The following is a 17,242-nucleotide window of genomic DNA, read 5'->3' as shown; positions in this document are numbered from 1 at the left end:
TATTAATGCCTAAGTACGCATGGGGAGAACAACAATGAGCGATTTTTTACTGCCGGATATTGGCGAAGGCATCGTCGAGTGCGAAGTCGTCGAATGGCGCGTCGCTGAAGGCGATCAAATTGAAGAAGACCAGCCTATCGTTGAAGTAATGACCGACAAGGCCCTGGTGGAGATTACCGCACCCGAAGCTGGCGTCGTGACCAAACTGTATGTGGCCCAGGGCCAAATTGCTAAAGTCCATGCACCGTTGTATGCCTATCAAGTGGAGGGGGAAAGCCCAGCTGGCGACCAAGCTAATAATAAAAACAGCGAGGCCGAGTCAGAAGCTGCCCAATCTGCCGCCAGTGAAAGGCCAAAGGCACAGACGGCTGAACCGTCCACTTCTAAAGGTACTCCGGCTGCTGGCGCATTATATAACAAGGTTCCAGCCAGCCCTGCCGTTAGGCGCCTAGTGCGTGAACACTCGCTACAGCTCACGGAGATCGCCGGCAGCGGCAAAGATGGTCGGGTGCTAAAAGAGGACGTGCTGGCGCATCTTGACCAAGCATCTTCATCTAGCCAAACCGCTCTTAACAACCCTGCGGTTAAAAAAACAGCTGTTAAAAACCAAGCCGAAACCCAGGCGCCCAGAGTGGAGCCCCTTCGCGGCGTGCGGGCGGTCATGGCCAAGCGTATGGTGGAAGCAGCCAGCACTATTCCCCATTTTCACTACGGCGAAGAGATCGACGTTACCGCGCTGCTGGCGCTGCGAGAGCGCTTGAAACCGGTGGCTGAGGCCCAGGGCGAGCGGCTGACATTGATGCCGTTTTTTATGAAAGCCATGGCGTTAGCCGTCGCCGAAGAGCCCATCGTTAATGCCCAGTTAAATGCCGCGGGGAATGAGCTGCACTACTACCCCCATTGTAATATCGGTATGGCGGTGGATAGCAAAGCGGGTTTGATGGTGCCCAATGTCAAAAACGTTGAGCGCTTAACCCTGTTGGAAATTGCCCGGGAAGTCGGCCGTTTAACCACCTCAGCGCGGGAAGGTCGGGTTGATCAGGCAGATCTAAAAGGTGGCACGATTAGTATTTCCAATATCGGCGCCCTGGGAGGCACTTACGCCGCGCCAATTATTAACGCGCCGGAAGCCGCCATTGTGGCCATTGGTAAAACCCAATGGTTGCCACGCTTTGATGAGCAGGGTGCGGTGCAGCGCCGCGCGATTATGACCATCACTTGGGCGGGCGATCACCGCTTTATTGACGGTGGTACCATTGCGCGTTTCTGTAATGCCTGGAAGGGCTTTCTGGAAGCCCCAGAGACCATGTTGCTCCACTTGGGCTAGCAAGGCGACTTATGTCCCAGGCACCGCTTCAGCAGTTTTACATACCCGAAGAGCAGTCGGTCTATCTGCTGAGCCATCACGATGCCCGTAAGCTTAAAGACTGGGTGGCGCTGTGCCAGGCGCAACTCTCCCAGTTGGGCTATCAGGGCATCGAGCTCATTGGCAAGGGTGCCTACGGTTTTGTATTTGCCGGCAGCACCGGCCACCAAGGCGCTATAGCGCACTATGTCTTTAAATTCTCGCGCATTACCCTACCCACGCACTTGCAGGAGCGCCTCGAAGAGGAGGCGTTTATGCTCGAGCAGGTCTCCCATCCCCGCATTCCAGGTCTCATTGCTTACCAGCGTTCCCGGGGGCAGTCCATTCTGGTGATGGAGCGTGCACCTGGCTGGAATTTAGAGCAGGTATCGCTTAAACAGGGGCGCCTCTCACCACGCTTAATTGTGCGCATAGCAGAGCAGTTGGCCGACATCCTGATTGCCCTGCGCCGGGAGTCAGGCCCCCAGGCACGGCCGGTGGTGCATGGTGATATTAAGCCTTCTAACTTGGTGTATGACGCCGAGCAGGAGTCTATTGCGCTGATCGACTGGGGTTCATCGGTATTTGCCCAATTAGACGCACAGCTGCAGTTTGTGGGTGCCAACGTAATGGAGCTGATGTCGGATAATCTGCAGCAAACCAATGCCCGCCTGGGCGATGTCTACTTTATCGGCGATGAGCAGTTGAACGGCGCACTGTCATCGCCGCGGTTCGATGAGCAGGGAGCAGCGGGAACCCTGTATGCGCTGGCGTCGGCGCAGTCGTGTCGATTTGGCCATCGGGCGATTCCCGCCAGTTCGTTGGGTTTGCCGATGGAGTTTGCCCGCACCCTGGATGGCATGCTCGACCCTGACCCTCAGGTGAGGCGTAAAGCGGGCGACTATTTTTTAAACAACATGCCGCGTATGGCCAGGGTAGTAATGATCGATCTGCCCGCATCGCTCAATGTACCGCTGGTGCCGGTATGGGCGCGCCCCGCGCATCAGGAGATCGATACCGTCGTATATAGCTCGCGCAAAGCCTTCCTGCGTGAAGCGAATGCTCAAGAAACCCTGAATGATGTCAATGATGTGCAGTTAGATCGCTACTATAAGCAGTTTATGCAGGGTATGGGTGAAACCGAAAAGGCTTTTTTGGCGTCGGTGAGCCGCTTGGGTAAATATCCGGTGGTGGGGGGCTTGGCGGTACGTTGGGAGCGGGAAGGGGTATATATCGACTCGTCGCTAAATTTACACGACCCGACGCTGAAGCCCGCCTTTATCGAAGCGGTTAACAATATGGTACATCTGGCGCGGGCAATCCACCGCCAGGGCGTGTTTAAAAGCTGCTTGTTTAATGCGCGGCAAACACTGCACTTAGAACGAGCTTCCGTGGATGAAGCCTTCGTTAGCGAACCCAGCATGGCGATAGGCTACGAGTTGAGCGCAGTACCGGAGCTCGAGGATCGCACCCGTCAGCACAGCTACTTTGAAGATGGCCCCGACCCAGAAGAGCTGTTGGTACTGCCAGAGGCGATTATGCATGTGCTGCAGCAGCTCAATGATATTCACCACACCGGAATGATTATTTTTGAGGCGTTGCCGCAACACCTCAAAATACATAGCTACTACCGCCTGCTGGATCCGGCTCGAGAGGGTGAGTTCCGCACGCTGCTGGCGCGCATTCTCGCTTCAGTAGACCAAATAGAGGGCCTAGGCGTCTCGGGCTACATGAAGATGCCCTACAAAGACACTCGCTACTTTACCCACCTGGAAAGCCAGCCCGAACGCTACTACCCCCGCGACCCGCGGGAGTATGTCCGAAGGGAAAAAACCTCCTAATCACGCTGGCTTAGTCAATGCTAGCTTAATCAAGTGTATTTGCTTCCTCCTGATTGGCCAGCCAGTTGACCAGTTGCTCAGCAAGCTCGTCACTAGCGATACCAAACGCATTAACCACGTCAGGTATATCGGTACTTATTGATTGCGCGCTGGTGGTGAAGCTTTGAGTCGCGATTGACGCGCGGTTTTGAGTGCTGACGAGCTGAACATCGAGCTGAACTTTCACCGTGGGCGGATGGGTAGCGTAGTCGCTCTGAAAGTGACGTAGTTCGCTGAGCAGCAGTCGCTCGGAAGGCAGGCTATCGCTACCCACGCTGGCAAATAGGCGGCTCTGCTGTAGCCCCGTGATCAAACGCGACTGAAGTAAATCAGGGGCATCCTCCTGCCAGCGGGCACCTTCATACACATTAACGATATTGCCCTCTGGGTAGACCACAATGCGGTTGCTACTTAGTAAATGTCCCGCCTGGGGAGCAGCCACTGCTAGGCGTTGATGGGTTGTTATAGAATCGGATGACGGGGTAACGGGCTGCACATCGATACTGGGCAGACGATACAGCGTCGCTGGTTCACTTTCGGGCAATATTGAACAGCCACTGCTGAATAGCAACGCAGCGCAAACTAAAACGATAGCGGTGGGGCGCAGAGTCATGGACGGAACTCCTCTACCTGATCACGGCCCAGGAAAAAGTTCGTTGGGCTCTCCTCTAGCTGACGAGTAATACGATCCAGCGTAGCGAGCGTGGTGCGCAGCGAAGAGAGCACCGGGGCAATATCTTGCGCGCCCTGCAGGCTGCCTTCGATGGCGCCAGCGTTAGTCTCTACTAATTGCTCAATACGCTGAGCCGCACGGGCCACATCATCGCTTGCATCGGCGGCGCTCTGCATTACCAGCCGGCCATCTTGACGCAGCAACTGCGTCGCTTCCTGGCTAAGTGCGTCGATGCTGTTAAGTGTGGTCGTCGCTTGGCGAGTCGCCTCGCCGAAAAGCGCCATGTTTTGGTCCAGAGCGTCCTGTTGATTGGCAATCATTTCGGTGATCTGAGCAATGTTGGTTAAAATATTGCCCGTCTCCTCACGGTTATTGTCGTCAAACAGCTCGTTAACGTTTTTCAGGATTGAGTTGATGTTCTCAATCATATCTTCACCTTCATCGAACAGCGTGGCGATGGGCGAGGGGTCTGCGCGTATAAACGGCGCTTCGATATCCGATTGGTCAATCAGCAGCGGGGCTTCCGGGGTGCCGCCGTGGAGTTGCACGGACATGCTGCCGGTAATACTGGCAAAAGCGAGTTTTGCCCGGGTGTCTTTTTTAATCGGCGCGTCATCGTAGACGCGGATATGGGCAATCACCTGCCGTGGGTCATCAGGATTGAGGTTCAGCTCGGTAACGTCCCCCACCTCAATACCGTTATATTGCACTCGACTGCCGACCGATAAGCCGCTGACGCTGCGCTCAAAAAGAATACGGTAAGGCTGGTAGCTACGTTCACCGGCTGCATAGCTCATCCATAGTGCAAACAGTAGCGCCGCGACGGCGGTTCCCAGTGTGAACAAACCTATCAAAACGTGATGCGCGCGGGTTTCCATCGACCCTCACTCCTGAGTGTAAGCATTCGTTGAAGAGGCGGTATGAGCACGCTGAGCGGCTCGACCACGCGGCCCGTGAAAGTAGTCTTGAACCCATTCGTCGTCGGTGTCCGCCACTTTATCAATGGTATCTACGACTAATACGCGTTTTTGCGAGAGTACCGCTACCCGGTCGCAGGCGGCGTAGAGCGTATCCAAGTCATGGGTAACCAGAAATACGCTGAATCCCAGCGCATCGCGAAGGGTGACCAGCAGCTGGTCGAAGGCCGCAGCGCCGATAGGGTCAAGGCCAGCGGTAGGCTCATCAAGAAAAAGAATGTCAGGGTCAAGCGCTAATGCGCGGGCGAGGGCGGCGCGTTTGATCATGCCGCCGGATAGCGACTCAGGAAATTGCAGCGCGGCCTGTGGCGGAAGCCCGACCAATGATAGCTTGACCCTGGCAAGATGCTCGGCGTCTTCACGGGGAAGCCTGGCGTGCTCAATCAGCGGTAGGGCAATATTCTCTTGCAGGTTCAGCGAGCTAAACAGCGCGCCGCGCTGAAACAGCACGCCAAAGCGCCGCTCTATTTGGCTGCGCTGTGCATCGTCAAGCTCGTTAAGGGTTGTGCCAAGGACTTCAACCGTGCCGTCATTGGGGCGCTTCAAACCGACGATGCTGCGTAATAGCACTGATTTACCGGTACCCGAACCGCCTACAACGCCTAGTATTTCCCCGCGTTCGAGGGTTAAATCTAAGTTTTCGTGAACCACATGAGTGCCAAAGCGATTGACCAAGCCTCGAACCTTAATGACCGGTTGGTTGTTTTGCTCTGTCGGTTTGTCTGAATCGATCACCAGCCCATCTCCATAAAGAATAGCGCGGCGACGGCATCAATCAGAATCACCATAAAAATCGACTGAACGACGCTTGACGTTGTATGTTCCCCAACCGACTGCGCGCTGCCGCTGACCTTAAAGCCTTCAAGGCAGCCAATAACGGCGATCACAAAGGCAAACACCGGTGCTTTGCTAAGACCTACCAAAAAATGCGTCACCGATACGTCTTTTTGCAGCGTGGCCATAAACTGGGTAAGTGAAATATCCAGCGATAGGGAGGTGACCATAGCGCCTCCCGCTAACCCGCTGAGCATACCCACAAAGGCGAGCATGGGCAGGCTAATCAACATCGCCATTACCCGTGGAAGCACCAAAAGCTCGATAGGGTCTAGCCCTTGGGCCTGCAGGGCATCAATCTCTTCATTGGATTTCATGGCGCCAATTTGGGCAGTAAAGGCGCTGGCGGTTCGCCCCGCGAGTAGTATCGCAGCTAGCAGAACGCCGAACTCTCGCAAGAAAGAGAACGCTACAAGATCGATGGTATAAATCGTGGCGCCAAAATCCTGCAAAACGGTAGCGCCAAGGAAAGCCACGACGGCGCCCACCATAAAGGTGAGTAACGCGACGATGGGTACGGCGTTAAGACCGCTCTGCTGAATATGGGCAACGGTGGCCGTTAAGCGCCAGTGGCGTGGCCGCAATACCAGTTGGAAGAGGGTGGCCATCACAAGACCAATAAAGGCCAGCAGCTGGCGCTGCTGAGACCAAAGCCCCACCATTTGTTGGCCCACGCTGGCAAGCGCTTGGCTAATACGTGAATAGGTTGGGGGATCAACGTCAAGCGGTGCTTCCATGGCTTCGGCAATACGAATAAGCAGCGCCTGCTGCTCTCTCGGCAGCTCTGCTGCCCAGTCGGCTACTGCCTGCGCTTTCTCAACGCCAATCAGTTCAACAACAAGTATGGCACCGGCGGTATCAAGGCGCGTTATTGCTTCTAGCGAAACCGTCGCATCCGTTGGCTTGCCCAGCTCTGTGTTAATAAGCTCTGTGTTAATAAGCGCCGTTTTGATATGCCGGTAGTTGGCAAGCGTCCATTCGCCTTTGAGCGCTACTGTTTGATCATGACGCGCTATCCACTCGCTTGGCATCCCCACTCCTTGGTGCTCTTGATATCTAGGCACTTGTTTAGAAGTCTATGATGCATTCAAACGAGCGTTAGTGAAAGCCTCCCTGGCTCAAACCTACCTTATAGAGCGGTTTCTTGGCGCTAGTTCCTGCTTAATTTGATTAGCGACTTCTTTGAGGCGCGGGCCTAAGTTATTCACCAAGCGGTCATGATCCAAGCGCAGGCTAGAACCGCCACAGTTAATCGCCATGACCTCGGCACCATCTTCCAAAATCAGCGGCATCGCCACCGCGCTAATGTCGCGCTGCCAATCCTGCTCAGAAAGACAAAAACCGAACTGCGCATAGTCTTTTAAACTCTGTTGTATGCCCGCTTCATAACGCGGCCAATCATTGCCATACTCGCTGGCCAACTCTTGGAGCACCTGCTGGCGCCGTTCGACAGACAAGCCGCATAGCCAGGCGCGACCAATCGCGGAAGTGGCAATGGGCAGGCGGGAGCCAGCATCTAAGCGAATGATTAGCGGGCCATGGCCGTGGCAGGTTTCCAAATAGACCATATCGCTGCGGTCAGCGCCGCCCAGGCTAACGTTGCAGTCGGTAGCATCGGCAAATTTTTGTAAATGAGGACGGGCAATTTCGCGAATGCCCATATTGGCGAGAAAGCGATACCCCAAAGCTAAGACACCTGGGCCGAGCCGGTACTTCTCTAAGTGGGTATTGTGCTGTAGATAGCCCAACTGCGTCAGGGTATAGGTTAACCGTGACACCGTCGGGCGAGGGATGCTCGTACGGTTGGAGAGCTCCGCATTGCCTAAATACTCTTCGCCTGCGCCAAAGGCGCGCAGCAATTCTAAACCGCGCGCTAGCGCGGTCACAAAGTTACGATCTTTACCAGGAAGCTGGGGGTCGTCAGCATCAGTGTCGGTGGGGTGCATTCAATATCCCAACAATAGGTGGCTTATGGCGCCCAGTATCGCATATCTACTTAGACGCAGCGTTCATACCCATCAACGAAATAGCGGCAGTTTAAAATTAAATTAACCGTCCAGACGCTCGATAATCGTAGCAATGCCCTGGCCGACGCCGATGCACATGGTGACCAACGCGTAGCGCCCACCGGTCGCTTCAAGCTGGCGGAGGGCCGTAAGCGCCAAGCGTGCTCCTGAAGCCCCCAGGGGATGGCCGATGGCAATAGCGCCGCCGTTGGCGTTCAAGCGCGGATCATCGACGGAGAGACCCAACTGCTGCACGCAGCCAAGCACCTGAACGGCGAACGCTTCGTTAATTTCAATTACATCCATCTGCTCAAGGGAAAGCCCGGCACGCGCCAGTGCTTTTTGCGAAGCGGGTACTGGCCCCAGCCCCATAACCCGCGGAGCAACACCGGCAACGGCGCTGGCGACAATGCGCGCGCGGGGCGTTAGACCCACACGTTCACCGGCGGCCATGGTGCCAACAATCATGGCCGCGGCGCCGTCGTTAAGGCCCGAGGCGTTCCCCGCGGTGACAACGCCACCCTCAAACAGCGCGCCCAGTTGGGCCAACTTGTCTTCAGTGCTTTGCGGGCGTGGGTGTTCGTCTTTATCCACCAACAGTGGCGGCTGTTTGCGCCCTTGGGGCACCTCAACGCCCAACATCTCTCCATCATAGAAACCGTCAGCAAGGGCCTTGGCGTAGCGAGCTTGAGAGCGAGCGGCAAAGGCGTCGCTGGCATCGCGACCAATATTCAGGTCGTTGGCAATGTTGTCAGCAGTTTCCGGCATGCTGTGGCTGCCGTACTCTTTGGCAATCCTGGGGTTGGGAAAGCGAGAGCCAATCACCGTATCGTACATCGGCTGGTTGCGGGCATAAGGGGAGCCCGCTTTACCCAAGACATAAGGCGCCCGAGACATGGACTCAACGCCGCCCGCTAAAAACAGTTCGCCTTCACCTAGCCGTGCCGCCCGGGCGGCATCCATCATCGCTGCCAGGCCACTGCCGCAAAGCCGGTTAACGGTTTGCCCCGCTACTTCGATGGGCAGGCCTGCCAACAATGCGCCGTGACGGGCCACGTTGCGTGAATCTTCCCCCGCCTGGTTGGTGCAGCCTGCCAGCACCTCTTCGTAGCTTTCGAGTGCGAACGGGTTGCGGGCTACCAGTGCTTTAAGCGTCAGCCCCAACAGCTCATCTGGGCGAATAGCCGCTAAGCTGCCGCCGTGGCGACCAAAAGGGGTGCGTAAACCGTCGTAAATATAGGCGTCTTGCATGGTGGTGCTCCTTGTTATTGGTAGGATTAAGCGGTAGTTAACGATATTTGCAGCGCGGCGCGGCGGCGCAGCCACGGGCTTGGCCGATAGCGTGGGTCGCCGGTGGCCTCAAGCAGGTTGGTCAATATCGTCATGATGCGTCTGGCGCCGTAATGGTCGCCCATGCGAAGCGGCCCGAAGGGGTAGCCCAAACCCAGCTCAACCGCCCGGTCGATAGTCGCGGGCTCAGCAACGCCTTGCTGGGCGATGTCGGCACCGACGTTGACGATGCAGGCAATCACCCGCTGAAGTACGAAACCGTTACTGTCTTGAAGCGTGCTCACCGGCGTACCATCGTGATTGAGCAGGCTTTGCGCTGCTTGGATGAAAGCGGAATGGGTAATGGGCGTGGCCATCAGGCTGCGGCGTTTATCGAGCCCTGCGAGCATATCCACCGCCACACACTGCTTGGCGTCTACTCCCTGGCGTAGTGCGCAGCTAGTGGTATCTTCGCCGAAAGGGGTAAGCAAACAGAGCGCTTGTTCAGACGGCTGCGTGCCTGTTTCTAACGCCCAGCCCGCCGCATTGACTAGCGCAGTGAGCGCTTTGACGCTCTCGGGGTCTTCAGGGCTAATCCATACCGGGCAAGGTGAGGCAGGCTTGATGACCGGCTCATCCGGCATCTGCTGCTTGCCTTCTACGTAACGGTAAAAGCCTTCGCCGGTTTTGCGCCCCAGCAAGCCCGCGGCCAGGCGTTGCCGGGTTAGCGGTGAAGGGCGAAAGCGCGCTTCCTCATAATATTGGTGATACACCGATTCCATTACGGCGTGGGAGACATCCAGCCCGGTAAGATCAAGCAGCGTAAAGGGGCCCATCCGGAATCCGCACTGATCGACCATAATGCGGTCAATGGTTGCCGGGTCTGTCACTCTTTCGCCTAAAATTCGCAGCGCTTCGGTACCGAATGCACGCCCGGCATGGTTAACCAGAAACCCAGGTGTATCGGTGGCCTGAGCCGTAAAGTGGCCCATGGCTTCGCCCAGGGCATTGACCCGCTGAGTCACCACATTTGCGGTACGTAGACCAGGGATGACCTCGGCAATCTTCATTAGCGGCACGGGGTTAAAGAAGTGAAAACCGATCACTCGCTCAGGGTGCTGGCAGGCGGCGGCAATGGCCGTAACGGAGAGCGAAGAGGTATTGGTCGCTAATACCGCCTGTTGGCTGACGATGCCTTCTAAATCGCTAAACAGCCCCTGCTTGGCCTCCAGCTTCTCGACAATGGCTTCCACAACAATATCGCAGGGGGCCAGCGCGGCAAGCTCGCTGGCTTCATTCAACCGCTCACTATAGTGGTGCGCCTGATCCGCAGTAATGCGCTGCTTTTCTGCACTTCTCTGCCATAGGCCATTAATAAAGGTTTTAGCTTCTTGTACGGCGCCCTCTTTAACGTCGAAAAGCATAACGTCCAGACCGGCCTGGGCAGCCAACTGTGCGATGCCACGCCCCATGGCGCCGGTGCCGACGATGCCAAGCGTGGTAAAAGGGGTAGGTGTTGATTCGCTAGCCATACGCTAAGTCCTCTCTGCAAATGGGTGCTTATTTAGCATTGTGATTCTGCATTGCAAAATAGTGTTTCAATTATTGACTGCCATCCTAGGCTATGCAAAAGTGCCTGACAAGAATAGTGGACTATAGTTTTGCTATGCAAAATATGCGCACTGTCCACGCTCAGCGCTACTGCTAATGATAAAACTCTAATGATAAAAACTGTTGCCACCAGGAGCCGTCATGATTCGCGATCCCGAATTAATTAACCAGCTTGTCGATACCATCGCCCGCTTTGTCCGTGAGCGCCTTATTCCCAATGAGGCACGCCTAGCCGAAGAGGATGCGGTGCCTCCGGAAATTCTTGCAGAAATGAAAGAGATGGGCCTGTTTGGGCTGTCGATTCCAGAAGAGTACGGCGGCCTGGGCCTGACCATGGAGGAGGAAGCGCTGGTGGCAATGGAGATTGGTAAAACCTCCCCCGCCTTTCGCTCGGTGTTTGGCACCAACAACGGCATTGGCGCCCAGGGTATTCTGATCGATGGCACCGATGAGCAGAAAGCCAAGTATGTGCCCCGCTTGGCAACGGGCGAGATTCTTAGCTCGTTCTGCCTCACCGAGCCCGATTCTGGCTCCGACGCTGCAAGCCTGCGCACTACGGCGGTGCGGGATGGCGATGACTATATCTTGAACGGTACCAAGCGCTATATCACCAACGGCCCAGAAGCCGATCTGTTTACCGTGATGGCGCGCACCAATCCAGAGAATAAAGGCGCAGGCGGTATTTCAGCCTTTATCGTGGAGGGAGATGCTCCAGGGTTAATCCGTGGCCCTGCGGATAACAAGATGGGCCAGAAGGGCGCCCATACCTGCGATATCATTTTCGATAACTGCCGGGTGCCCGCTGAAAATATTATTGGCGGAAAAGAGGGGCAGGGCTTTAAAACGGCGATGAAGGTGCTCGATCGTGGGCGACTGCATATTTCGGCGGTCTGTGTAGGCGTGGCCGAGCGCTTAGTGGAAGAGTCGCTGCGCTACACCATGGAGCGTAAGCAGTTTGGCGCGGCGCTTGCCGAGCACCAATTGATCCAAGCCATGTTGGCGGATAGCAAAACCGAAGCTTATGCAGGCAAAACCATGGTGATGGATGCCGCACGGCGTAAAGATGACGGCGAAAATGTTTCAACACTAGCTTCCTGCTGCAAACTGTTCTGCGCCGAAATGGTTGGCCGGGTAGCAGACCGCGCGGTGCAGGTTCACGGTGGGGCGGGCTACATGTCGGAATACGCGGTTGAGCGTTTTTACCGCGATGTGCGGCTATTTCGTATCTACGAAGGGACTACCCAGATTCAACAAATCGTCATTGCTCGTAATATGGTGCGGGAGGCGTCCTAATGGCTTTATCGGTTTCCTACCAAGCGCCGGACGAGCCTATTTTTGGCCGCCTCGCCAGCGAGCTGGTGGCCGAGCTTCCCGAGCGCCTCAGTACCCGCGTGCTGGAAAATGCCAAGCTGCTTGGCGAGCACCCGGCTATTGTGGATGGCAATGTGCGCTGGAGTTATGGGGAGCTTGGCCAAGAAATACACGCCGCCTGTGACTGGTTAATCGCATTGGGCATTCGCCCTGGCGACCGGATTATGACGGTGAGTGAAAACTGTCGTGCTCTGGTCGTGCTGCTGCTGGCTGCCAGTGAGCTGAATGCATGGGTGGCGATTGTGAATTCGCGCCTCTCTGCACAGGAAGTAGATCTAATTCAGGGCAACTGCCTGCCCCGGCGAGTCTTCTATACCTGCGAAGCATCCCAAGAGGCGTGCCAGCACGCCGAGCGCCACGCGGCTGACCGCTACCAGCACCCTCAGTTGGGTGGGCTGGCCATTTCGCCGCTGTATGACAGCGAACCCGAGCCGGTATGCGCGAGCGGCGCCGAGCAGGTGGCGGCGATGATCTACACCTCGGGCACCACTGGCACGCCCAAAGGGGTCATGCTGACCCACCGTGGCATTCTCTATATCGCCTCTATTTCGGGCGGCATGCGTCATTTGAGCAAAGGCCAGCGGGTGTACGGCGTGCTGCCGATGTCCCACGTATTTGGCCTCTCTTCGGTGTGCATGGGATCGCTCTATAACGGCGCTTGCCTGTATACCGTGCCGCGTTTTGATGCCGCCCATATGCTGGCGACGCTAAAGCATGAGCGAATTACCGTACTCCAGGGTGTGCCGGCGATGTATGCCCGCGCGTTAGAGTTTTTAAAACGTGAGCAGCGCTCATTAGAAGCGCCTGAGCTGATTTACATCTCTGCGGGTGGCTCGCCGTTAGATAGCGACACCAAAGTGCGGGTAGAGGCTGCCTTTGGCCTGACGTTGCACAATGGCTACGGCTTAACCGAGGCGAGCCCCACCATCAGCCAGACCCGTATTGATGATCGCCATGCAACTAGCACCGTTGGACGGGTATTGCCACTACTTGAGTATCGCCTGGAACCGCTTAGCGATAGCGGAACTGCCGAGCAGGCCGGAGATGAAGTGGGTGAGCTATGGGTGCGCGGCCCCAATATTATGAAAGGCTACTTTCGTCAGCCGGAAGCCACCCGTGCCACCCTAACCGAAAATGGTTGGCTCAATACCGGCGATATCGCCAAACTCGATCACGATGATCAGCTGTATATTGTGGGGCGTAGCAAAGAGCTAATTATCCGCTCAGGCTTCAATATCTATCCGCCGGATGTCGAAGCGGTGATCAACGAGCACCCGGCAGTCACGCTAGCCGCCGTTGTGGGTCGTCAAATCGCCGGTAACGAAGAAGTCGTGGCATTTGTGCAGTGCGAGCCGGGAGTCGAAGTTGATGTGGCGGAGCTAAAGGCATTTATCGCCGAGCGGTTGGCACCGTACAAGCGCCCGACCCAAATTGTATTAATGGATACGCTTCCTTCCACCGCCAGCGGAAAGATTCTTAAAGGTCGCCTGCGTGATTTAGCCCAGCAGGAGAGCGCCTCATGAGTCATTCGCAAATACATACTCCCGATACGTCTCAACAAGCACTCATGGGCTATCACGAGCTACTGGGTATGCATGTGGTTGAGTGGCAGCAAGACCGTGCCGTGGTGGAGCTCACTATCGAGGCCAAACACCTCAACCGTAGCGGCAATGTTCACGGCGGTGTGCTGGCCTCGATGCTGGATAGCGCACTGAGCTTGGCAGGCTTGCACTGTGAGGTGCCGGGAAATATTCGTCGTGGGATGACGCTGTCACTGACCACCACCTTTGTGGGTCCTGCTCGACAGGGCGTGCTACGAGCAACGGGTACGCTGCGCGGCGGTGGGCAAAAAACCTATATGACCAGCGGTGAGATTGTCGACGAAAAGGGCAATTTAGTGGCCATGGGTGAGGGATCGTTCCGTCGTCGCAGCGGTAGTGAATCGGCTGAGGGATTCCCGGAAAACAAACCCAGGGAGCCCGCTGAGTGAATCCAGCCCGCCTGCGGGTCTCTCTATTACTGCTGGTCACCTTGGCAACGCTGTTTCATCTGGTGGTCGGCAGCCTGTTTTGGCAGTCCGTCGGCATTGCCGCGTTGCTGCTCTATCTATTAACGCTTGCTGGCAAGCTAACGCGTATGGCCAAAGGGTTACTGTTAGTAGCCTTTATAATGTCGCTGCTAGCGCTCTGGCGTTCACCAAACCCAAGCCAACTGCTGTTTGACGCCAGCGGCCGTTTTGCATTTTTTGCTACCTTTGTGGTGGCGTTGAGTATGCTACGTTTGCCTGCTTACCGTTCACGTTTGGTGCGTCGATGTGGGCAAAGCATGCTGCTTCAACCGCCTAGTCGCCGCTACCCGATTTTATCGCTCGGTTCTGCGCTGTTTGGCATTATTCTCAATATCGGCGTGCTTAACTTGTTTGCCGCCATGATTGAAAAAAGCAACACGCTGGTAGCGGCCCAAGGGCGTGCCTGGGTGCGAGAGGCTCGCCAGCGGCGCATGATGTTGGCGCTGCTACGTGGCTTTTCCCTGGCGCCGCTGATCTCCCCCATGGGTATTGGGGTGGCGGTGGTGCTGTCGAGCCTTCCTCAGGTTACTTGGCTGGCGCTTGCGCCGTATATTTTGGGCGCCGCTACGCTGATTTTTCTGGCAGGCTGGGCGGTAGATTTCCTCACCGGCCCACATCCACCTGCCAATAAAGCAACGGTAGCTGCTCCCTCGTTACGCCCGTTGGCCGAGTTCAGTGTGTTGCTGCTAGGGATTGTGGCGCTGGTGTTTAGCCTTGCCTGGCTATTAGAGCTGCGCTTACCCATTGCCGCGCTGTTAGGTGCTCCCACGGGGGCGCTGATTTGGCTTGCCTGGCAGCGGCGCAGGCTTGGCTTCGGCGGGCTGCCTGCAGCCGTAAGCGCGGTGCATCGTCAGTTGCCATGGCTGCTTTCGCCCAGTGTCAATGAGATCGTGGTGCTAGGGGCGGCGGGTTATTTGGGGCACTTATGCGTTGGACTGGTAGACACTCAGCAGTTGGCGCCGCTATTGTCGGTGCTGAATCAGTGGGGTGCCTTTAATGCCGTGCTGGCCATGTTGATGGTGGTGGGGCTGGCCCAGGTAGGCGTTAATCCTATCGTGACGGTAACGCTGCTGGTGGGGCTGCTACCGCAGTTAGCCATTGAGGGGCTAACACCTGCGCTGATAGGTGCATCGCTGATGGTGGGCTGGGCGCTGGCGCTAATGTCGTCACCCATGACCGCATCGATGCTGATTTTATCCCGATTTACCGGGGTACCCGCCACACGGATTGGCTACCGCTGGAACGGCAGGTTTCTGGTAGCCTCGATACCGTTGTTGGCTGCATGGTTTGTATGGTCTCCCTTTTAAGGGGGTAAGAATGCGGAAGCGCTTGACCTTTGGTCGGCGTTTTTTTATTGTTCTTGTTATAAAGTGAAATAGTATTCTGCTATGCAAAATACATGCTACGCAAAATAAAAGCGAAGCTAAACATTTTAATCGCCAGGAGCACGCCTTATGAAAGTACTCGTCGCGGTGAAACGCGTCATCGACTACAACGTCAAAATCCGCGTTAAAGCGGATCACTCGGACGTCGACCTTACCAACGTCAAAATGGCCATGAACCCCTTCTGCGAAATTGCCGTGGAAGAAGCGGTGCGCCTGAAAGAGAAGGGCGTGGCCACGGAAGTCGTCGCCGTCACGGTAGGACCCAAAGCCGCTCAAGAGCAGCTGCGTACCGCGCTGGCGCTGGGCGCTGACCGCGCCATTCATATCGAAACCGACGAGCGCGCCGAATCGTTGGCCGTGGCCAAGCTGCTGGCCAAAGTGGTCGAAGAGGAACAGCCGGGCATGGTCATCCTTGGCAAGCAGGCCATCGACACCGACAACAACCAGACCGGCCAAATGCTCGCCGCGCTGACGGGTCTGCCCCAAGGCACGTTTGCTTCTGAAGTAGCGGTAGACGGCGACAAGGTTAGCGTGACGCGTGAAATCGACGGCGGCCTGCAAACCATCGCATTGACGCTGCCCGCGATCGTCACCACCGACCTGCGCCTTAACGAGCCGCGCTACGCCAAGCTGCCCGACATCATGAAGGCCAAGAAAAAGCCGCTGGATGTGAAAACCCCCGCTGATTACGGCGTCGAGGTTCCTTCCAAGGTCAGTCTGCTCAAAGTAGAGTCGCCCGCCGAGCGCAAAGGCGGTGTCAAAGTCGCCTCGGTAGACGAGCTGATCGACAAACTGAAAAACGAAGCCAAAGTTCTTTAAGACAAGCGCTTTGAAAGGAGTTGATGCCATGAGCATTCTGGTACTTGCGGATCTACACGAAGGCCAACTGGCCGGCGCCACCGCCCACGTCGTGGCGGCCGCCCAAGCCATCGGTGGCGATATTGACGTTCTGGTGGCCGGTGAAGGCGTGCAAGCCGCCGCCGAAGCCGCCGCCAAACTCGACGGCGTAAGCAAAGTCCGCGTCGCGGATAACGCCGTTTACGCCCACCAGCTGGCCGAGCCCATGGGCGCGCTGCTGGTCGAACTGGCCGATGGCTACACCCACGTACTCGCCAGCGCCTCCACTACTGGCAAAAACGTACTGCCGCGTTTAGCGGCGCTAAAAGACGTCAGCCAGTTGTCGGACGTTCTCGCCGTAGACAGCGCCGATACCTTCAAGCGTCCGATCTACGCCGGTAACGCCATCGCGACGGTGAAAAGCGACGACACGTTGAAAGTGATCACCGTGCGCACCACCGGCTTTGATGCGGTCGGCACAAGCGGCAGCGCGACGGTGGAAGCCGTCGACGTGGTGGTGGATAACAGTCAGTCCAGCTTTGTCAAAGAAGAGCTGGCGCAGTCGGATCGTCCTGAACTGGGCGGTGCCAAGGTGGTGATCTCCGGTGGCCGCGGTATGGGCAACGGCGAGAACTTCAAGCTGCTCGACGGCATTGCCGACAAGCTGGGGGCTGCCATCGGTGCTTCTCGCGCCGCGGTAGACGCAGGCTTTGTACCCAACGATATGCAGGTCGGCCAGACCGGTAAGATCGTTGCGCCGGATCTGTATATCGCGGTGGGTATTTCTGGTGCCATCCAGCACCTGGCGGGCATGAAGGACTCCAAGGTGATCGTCGCGATCAACAAAGACGACGAAGCGCCGATCTTCCAGGTGGCGGACTACGGCCTGGTAGGGGATCTGTTTGAGATCCTGCCGGAGCTCGAGAGCAAGCTGTAAGCGCATCTAAAAGCAGTTCACCGAAGGCCCCAATTGGGGCCTTTTGCAG

15 protein-coding genes are annotated in these 17,242 nt (G+C 56.5%); 8 read left to right on the top strand and 7 right to left on the bottom strand.

Going from position 1 to position 17,242, the window contains the following annotated elements:
* Positions 1-34: 34 nt before the first annotated feature.
* Both QHL1GM_RS04070 and QHL1GM_RS04065 read left to right on the top strand, forming a co-directional pair.
* On the top strand, positions 35-1,327 hold the full coding sequence (locus QHL1GM_RS04070) for a 2-oxo acid dehydrogenase subunit E2 (RefSeq protein ID WP_071693331.1): 1,293 nt from the start codon (positions 35-37) through the stop codon (positions 1,325-1,327).
* Between the two features lie 11 nt (positions 1,328-1,338).
* Positions 1,339-3,186, top strand: coding sequence for a protein kinase (locus QHL1GM_RS04065; protein ID WP_071693330.1), 1,848 nt, complete (start codon positions 1,339-1,341; stop codon positions 3,184-3,186).
* Between the two features lie 25 nt (positions 3,187-3,211).
* On the opposite strand, the gene QHL1GM_RS04060 is transcribed toward QHL1GM_RS04065, so the two are convergent.
* The 7 genes from QHL1GM_RS04060 to QHL1GM_RS04030 all read right to left on the bottom strand — a co-directional run bounded on the left by QHL1GM_RS04060 (position 3,212) and on the right by QHL1GM_RS04030 (position 10,516).
* Positions 3,212-3,838: an ABC-type transport auxiliary lipoprotein family protein gene (locus tag QHL1GM_RS04060; protein WP_071693329.1), complete on the bottom strand. Its 627-nt coding sequence runs from the start codon at positions 3,836-3,838 to the stop codon at positions 3,212-3,214.
* The gene (locus tag QHL1GM_RS04055) at positions 3,835-4,776 is read right to left on the bottom strand and encodes an MlaD family protein (protein WP_071693328.1); all 942 of its coding nucleotides are present in this window, start codon (positions 4,774-4,776) and stop codon (positions 3,835-3,837) included. Before QHL1GM_RS04055 ends, QHL1GM_RS04060 begins: the two co-directional genes overlap by 4 nt.
* A gap of 6 nt (positions 4,777-4,782) precedes the next feature.
* Entirely contained in the window at positions 4,783-5,607 is an 825-nt protein-coding gene (locus tag QHL1GM_RS04050; protein WP_071695911.1) for an ABC transporter ATP-binding protein, read from the bottom strand.
* Complete coding sequence (locus QHL1GM_RS04045) at positions 5,607-6,740, bottom strand: ABC transporter permease (protein WP_071693327.1); 1,134 nt, start codon at positions 6,738-6,740, stop codon at positions 5,607-5,609. The genes QHL1GM_RS04050 and QHL1GM_RS04045 overlap by 1 nt, the downstream gene beginning before the upstream one ends.
* 93 nt (positions 6,741-6,833) lie before the next feature.
* Positions 6,834-7,655, bottom strand: coding sequence for an IclR family transcriptional regulator (locus tag QHL1GM_RS04040; RefSeq protein ID WP_071693326.1), 822 nt, complete (start codon positions 7,653-7,655; stop codon positions 6,834-6,836).
* Positions 7,656-7,757: 102 nt separating this feature from the next.
* Positions 7,758-8,966, bottom strand: coding sequence for a 3-oxoadipyl-CoA thiolase (locus tag QHL1GM_RS04035; RefSeq protein WP_071693325.1), 1,209 nt, complete (start codon positions 8,964-8,966; stop codon positions 7,758-7,760).
* Positions 8,967-8,992: 26 nt separating this feature from the next.
* Positions 8,993-10,516: a 3-hydroxyacyl-CoA dehydrogenase gene (locus QHL1GM_RS04030; protein ID WP_071693324.1), complete on the bottom strand. Its 1,524-nt coding sequence runs from the start codon at positions 10,514-10,516 to the stop codon at positions 8,993-8,995.
* A 220-nt stretch (positions 10,517-10,736) separates the two neighbouring features.
* Between QHL1GM_RS04030 and QHL1GM_RS04025 the strand changes: the two genes are divergently transcribed.
* The 6 genes from QHL1GM_RS04025 (at position 10,737) to QHL1GM_RS04000 (ending at position 17,193) form a co-directional block, all read left to right on the top strand.
* Positions 10,737-11,888 (top strand): acyl-CoA dehydrogenase family protein, encoded by a 1,152-nt coding sequence (locus tag QHL1GM_RS04025; protein WP_071693323.1) that lies wholly within the window; start codon positions 10,737-10,739, stop codon positions 11,886-11,888.
* Complete coding sequence (locus QHL1GM_RS04020) at positions 11,888-13,489, top strand: class I adenylate-forming enzyme family protein (protein ID WP_071693322.1); 1,602 nt, start codon at positions 11,888-11,890, stop codon at positions 13,487-13,489. The genes QHL1GM_RS04025 and QHL1GM_RS04020 overlap by 1 nt, the downstream gene beginning before the upstream one ends.
* On the top strand, positions 13,486-13,956 hold the full coding sequence (locus QHL1GM_RS04015; protein WP_071693321.1) for a PaaI family thioesterase: 471 nt from the start codon (positions 13,486-13,488) through the stop codon (positions 13,954-13,956). The genes QHL1GM_RS04020 and QHL1GM_RS04015 overlap by 4 nt, the downstream gene beginning before the upstream one ends.
* Positions 13,953-15,341 carry a hypothetical protein gene (locus QHL1GM_RS04010; protein WP_071693320.1) on the top strand — a complete coding sequence of 463 codons (1,389 nt, stop codon included), beginning with the start codon at positions 13,953-13,955 and terminating at the stop codon, positions 15,339-15,341. Before QHL1GM_RS04015 ends, QHL1GM_RS04010 begins: the two co-directional genes overlap by 4 nt.
* A 147-nt stretch (positions 15,342-15,488) precedes the next feature.
* Entirely contained in the window at positions 15,489-16,238 is a 750-nt protein-coding gene (locus tag QHL1GM_RS04005) for an electron transfer flavoprotein subunit beta/FixA family protein (protein ID WP_071692892.1), read from the top strand.
* 28 nt (positions 16,239-16,266) lie between these two features.
* Complete coding sequence (locus QHL1GM_RS04000) at positions 16,267-17,193, top strand: electron transfer flavoprotein subunit alpha/FixB family protein (RefSeq protein WP_071693319.1); 927 nt, start codon at positions 16,267-16,269, stop codon at positions 17,191-17,193.
* Positions 17,194-17,242 lie beyond the last annotated feature (49 nt).

The organism is Halomonas sp. QHL1, from assembly GCF_001882345.1.
Classification (GTDB): Bacteria; Pseudomonadota; Gammaproteobacteria; order Pseudomonadales; family Halomonadaceae; genus Vreelandella.
Note: the sequence above shows the minus strand (reverse complement) of the source record. Positions and strands in the feature narration are given on the sequence as shown.

Excerpts from the sequence above, each read along its gene's own strand:
- QHL1GM_RS04000 (WP_071693319.1), top strand. The coding sequence starts at position 16,267 with ATGAGCATTCTGGTACTTGCGGATCTACACGAAGGCCAACTGGCCGGC.
- QHL1GM_RS04070 (WP_071693331.1), top strand. The coding sequence starts at position 35 with ATGAGCGATTTTTTACTGCCGGATATTGGCGAAGGCATCGTCGAGTGC.
- QHL1GM_RS04020 (WP_071693322.1), top strand. The coding sequence starts at position 11,888 with ATGGCTTTATCGGTTTCCTACCAAGCGCCGGACGAGCCTATTTTTGGC.
- QHL1GM_RS04035 (WP_071693325.1), bottom strand. The coding sequence starts at position 8,966 with ATGCAAGACGCCTATATTTACGACGGTTTACGCACCCCTTTTGGTCGC.
- QHL1GM_RS04040 (WP_071693326.1), bottom strand. The coding sequence starts at position 7,655 with ATGCACCCCACCGACACTGATGCTGACGACCCCCAGCTTCCTGGTAAA.
- QHL1GM_RS04015 (WP_071693321.1), top strand. The coding sequence starts at position 13,486 with ATGAGTCATTCGCAAATACATACTCCCGATACGTCTCAACAAGCACTC.
- QHL1GM_RS04030 (WP_071693324.1), bottom strand. The coding sequence starts at position 10,516 with ATGGCTAGCGAATCAACACCTACCCCTTTTACCACGCTTGGCATCGTC.
- QHL1GM_RS04055 (WP_071693328.1), bottom strand. The coding sequence starts at position 4,776 with ATGGAAACCCGCGCGCATCACGTTTTGATAGGTTTGTTCACACTGGGA.
- QHL1GM_RS04065 (WP_071693330.1), top strand. The coding sequence starts at position 1,339 with ATGTCCCAGGCACCGCTTCAGCAGTTTTACATACCCGAAGAGCAGTCG.
- QHL1GM_RS04060 (WP_071693329.1), bottom strand. The coding sequence starts at position 3,838 with ATGACTCTGCGCCCCACCGCTATCGTTTTAGTTTGCGCTGCGTTGCTA.
- QHL1GM_RS04025 (WP_071693323.1), top strand. The coding sequence starts at position 10,737 with ATGATTCGCGATCCCGAATTAATTAACCAGCTTGTCGATACCATCGCC.
- QHL1GM_RS04045 (WP_071693327.1), bottom strand. The coding sequence starts at position 6,740 with ATGCCAAGCGAGTGGATAGCGCGTCATGATCAAACAGTAGCGCTCAAA.
- QHL1GM_RS04005 (WP_071692892.1), top strand. The coding sequence starts at position 15,489 with ATGAAAGTACTCGTCGCGGTGAAACGCGTCATCGACTACAACGTCAAA.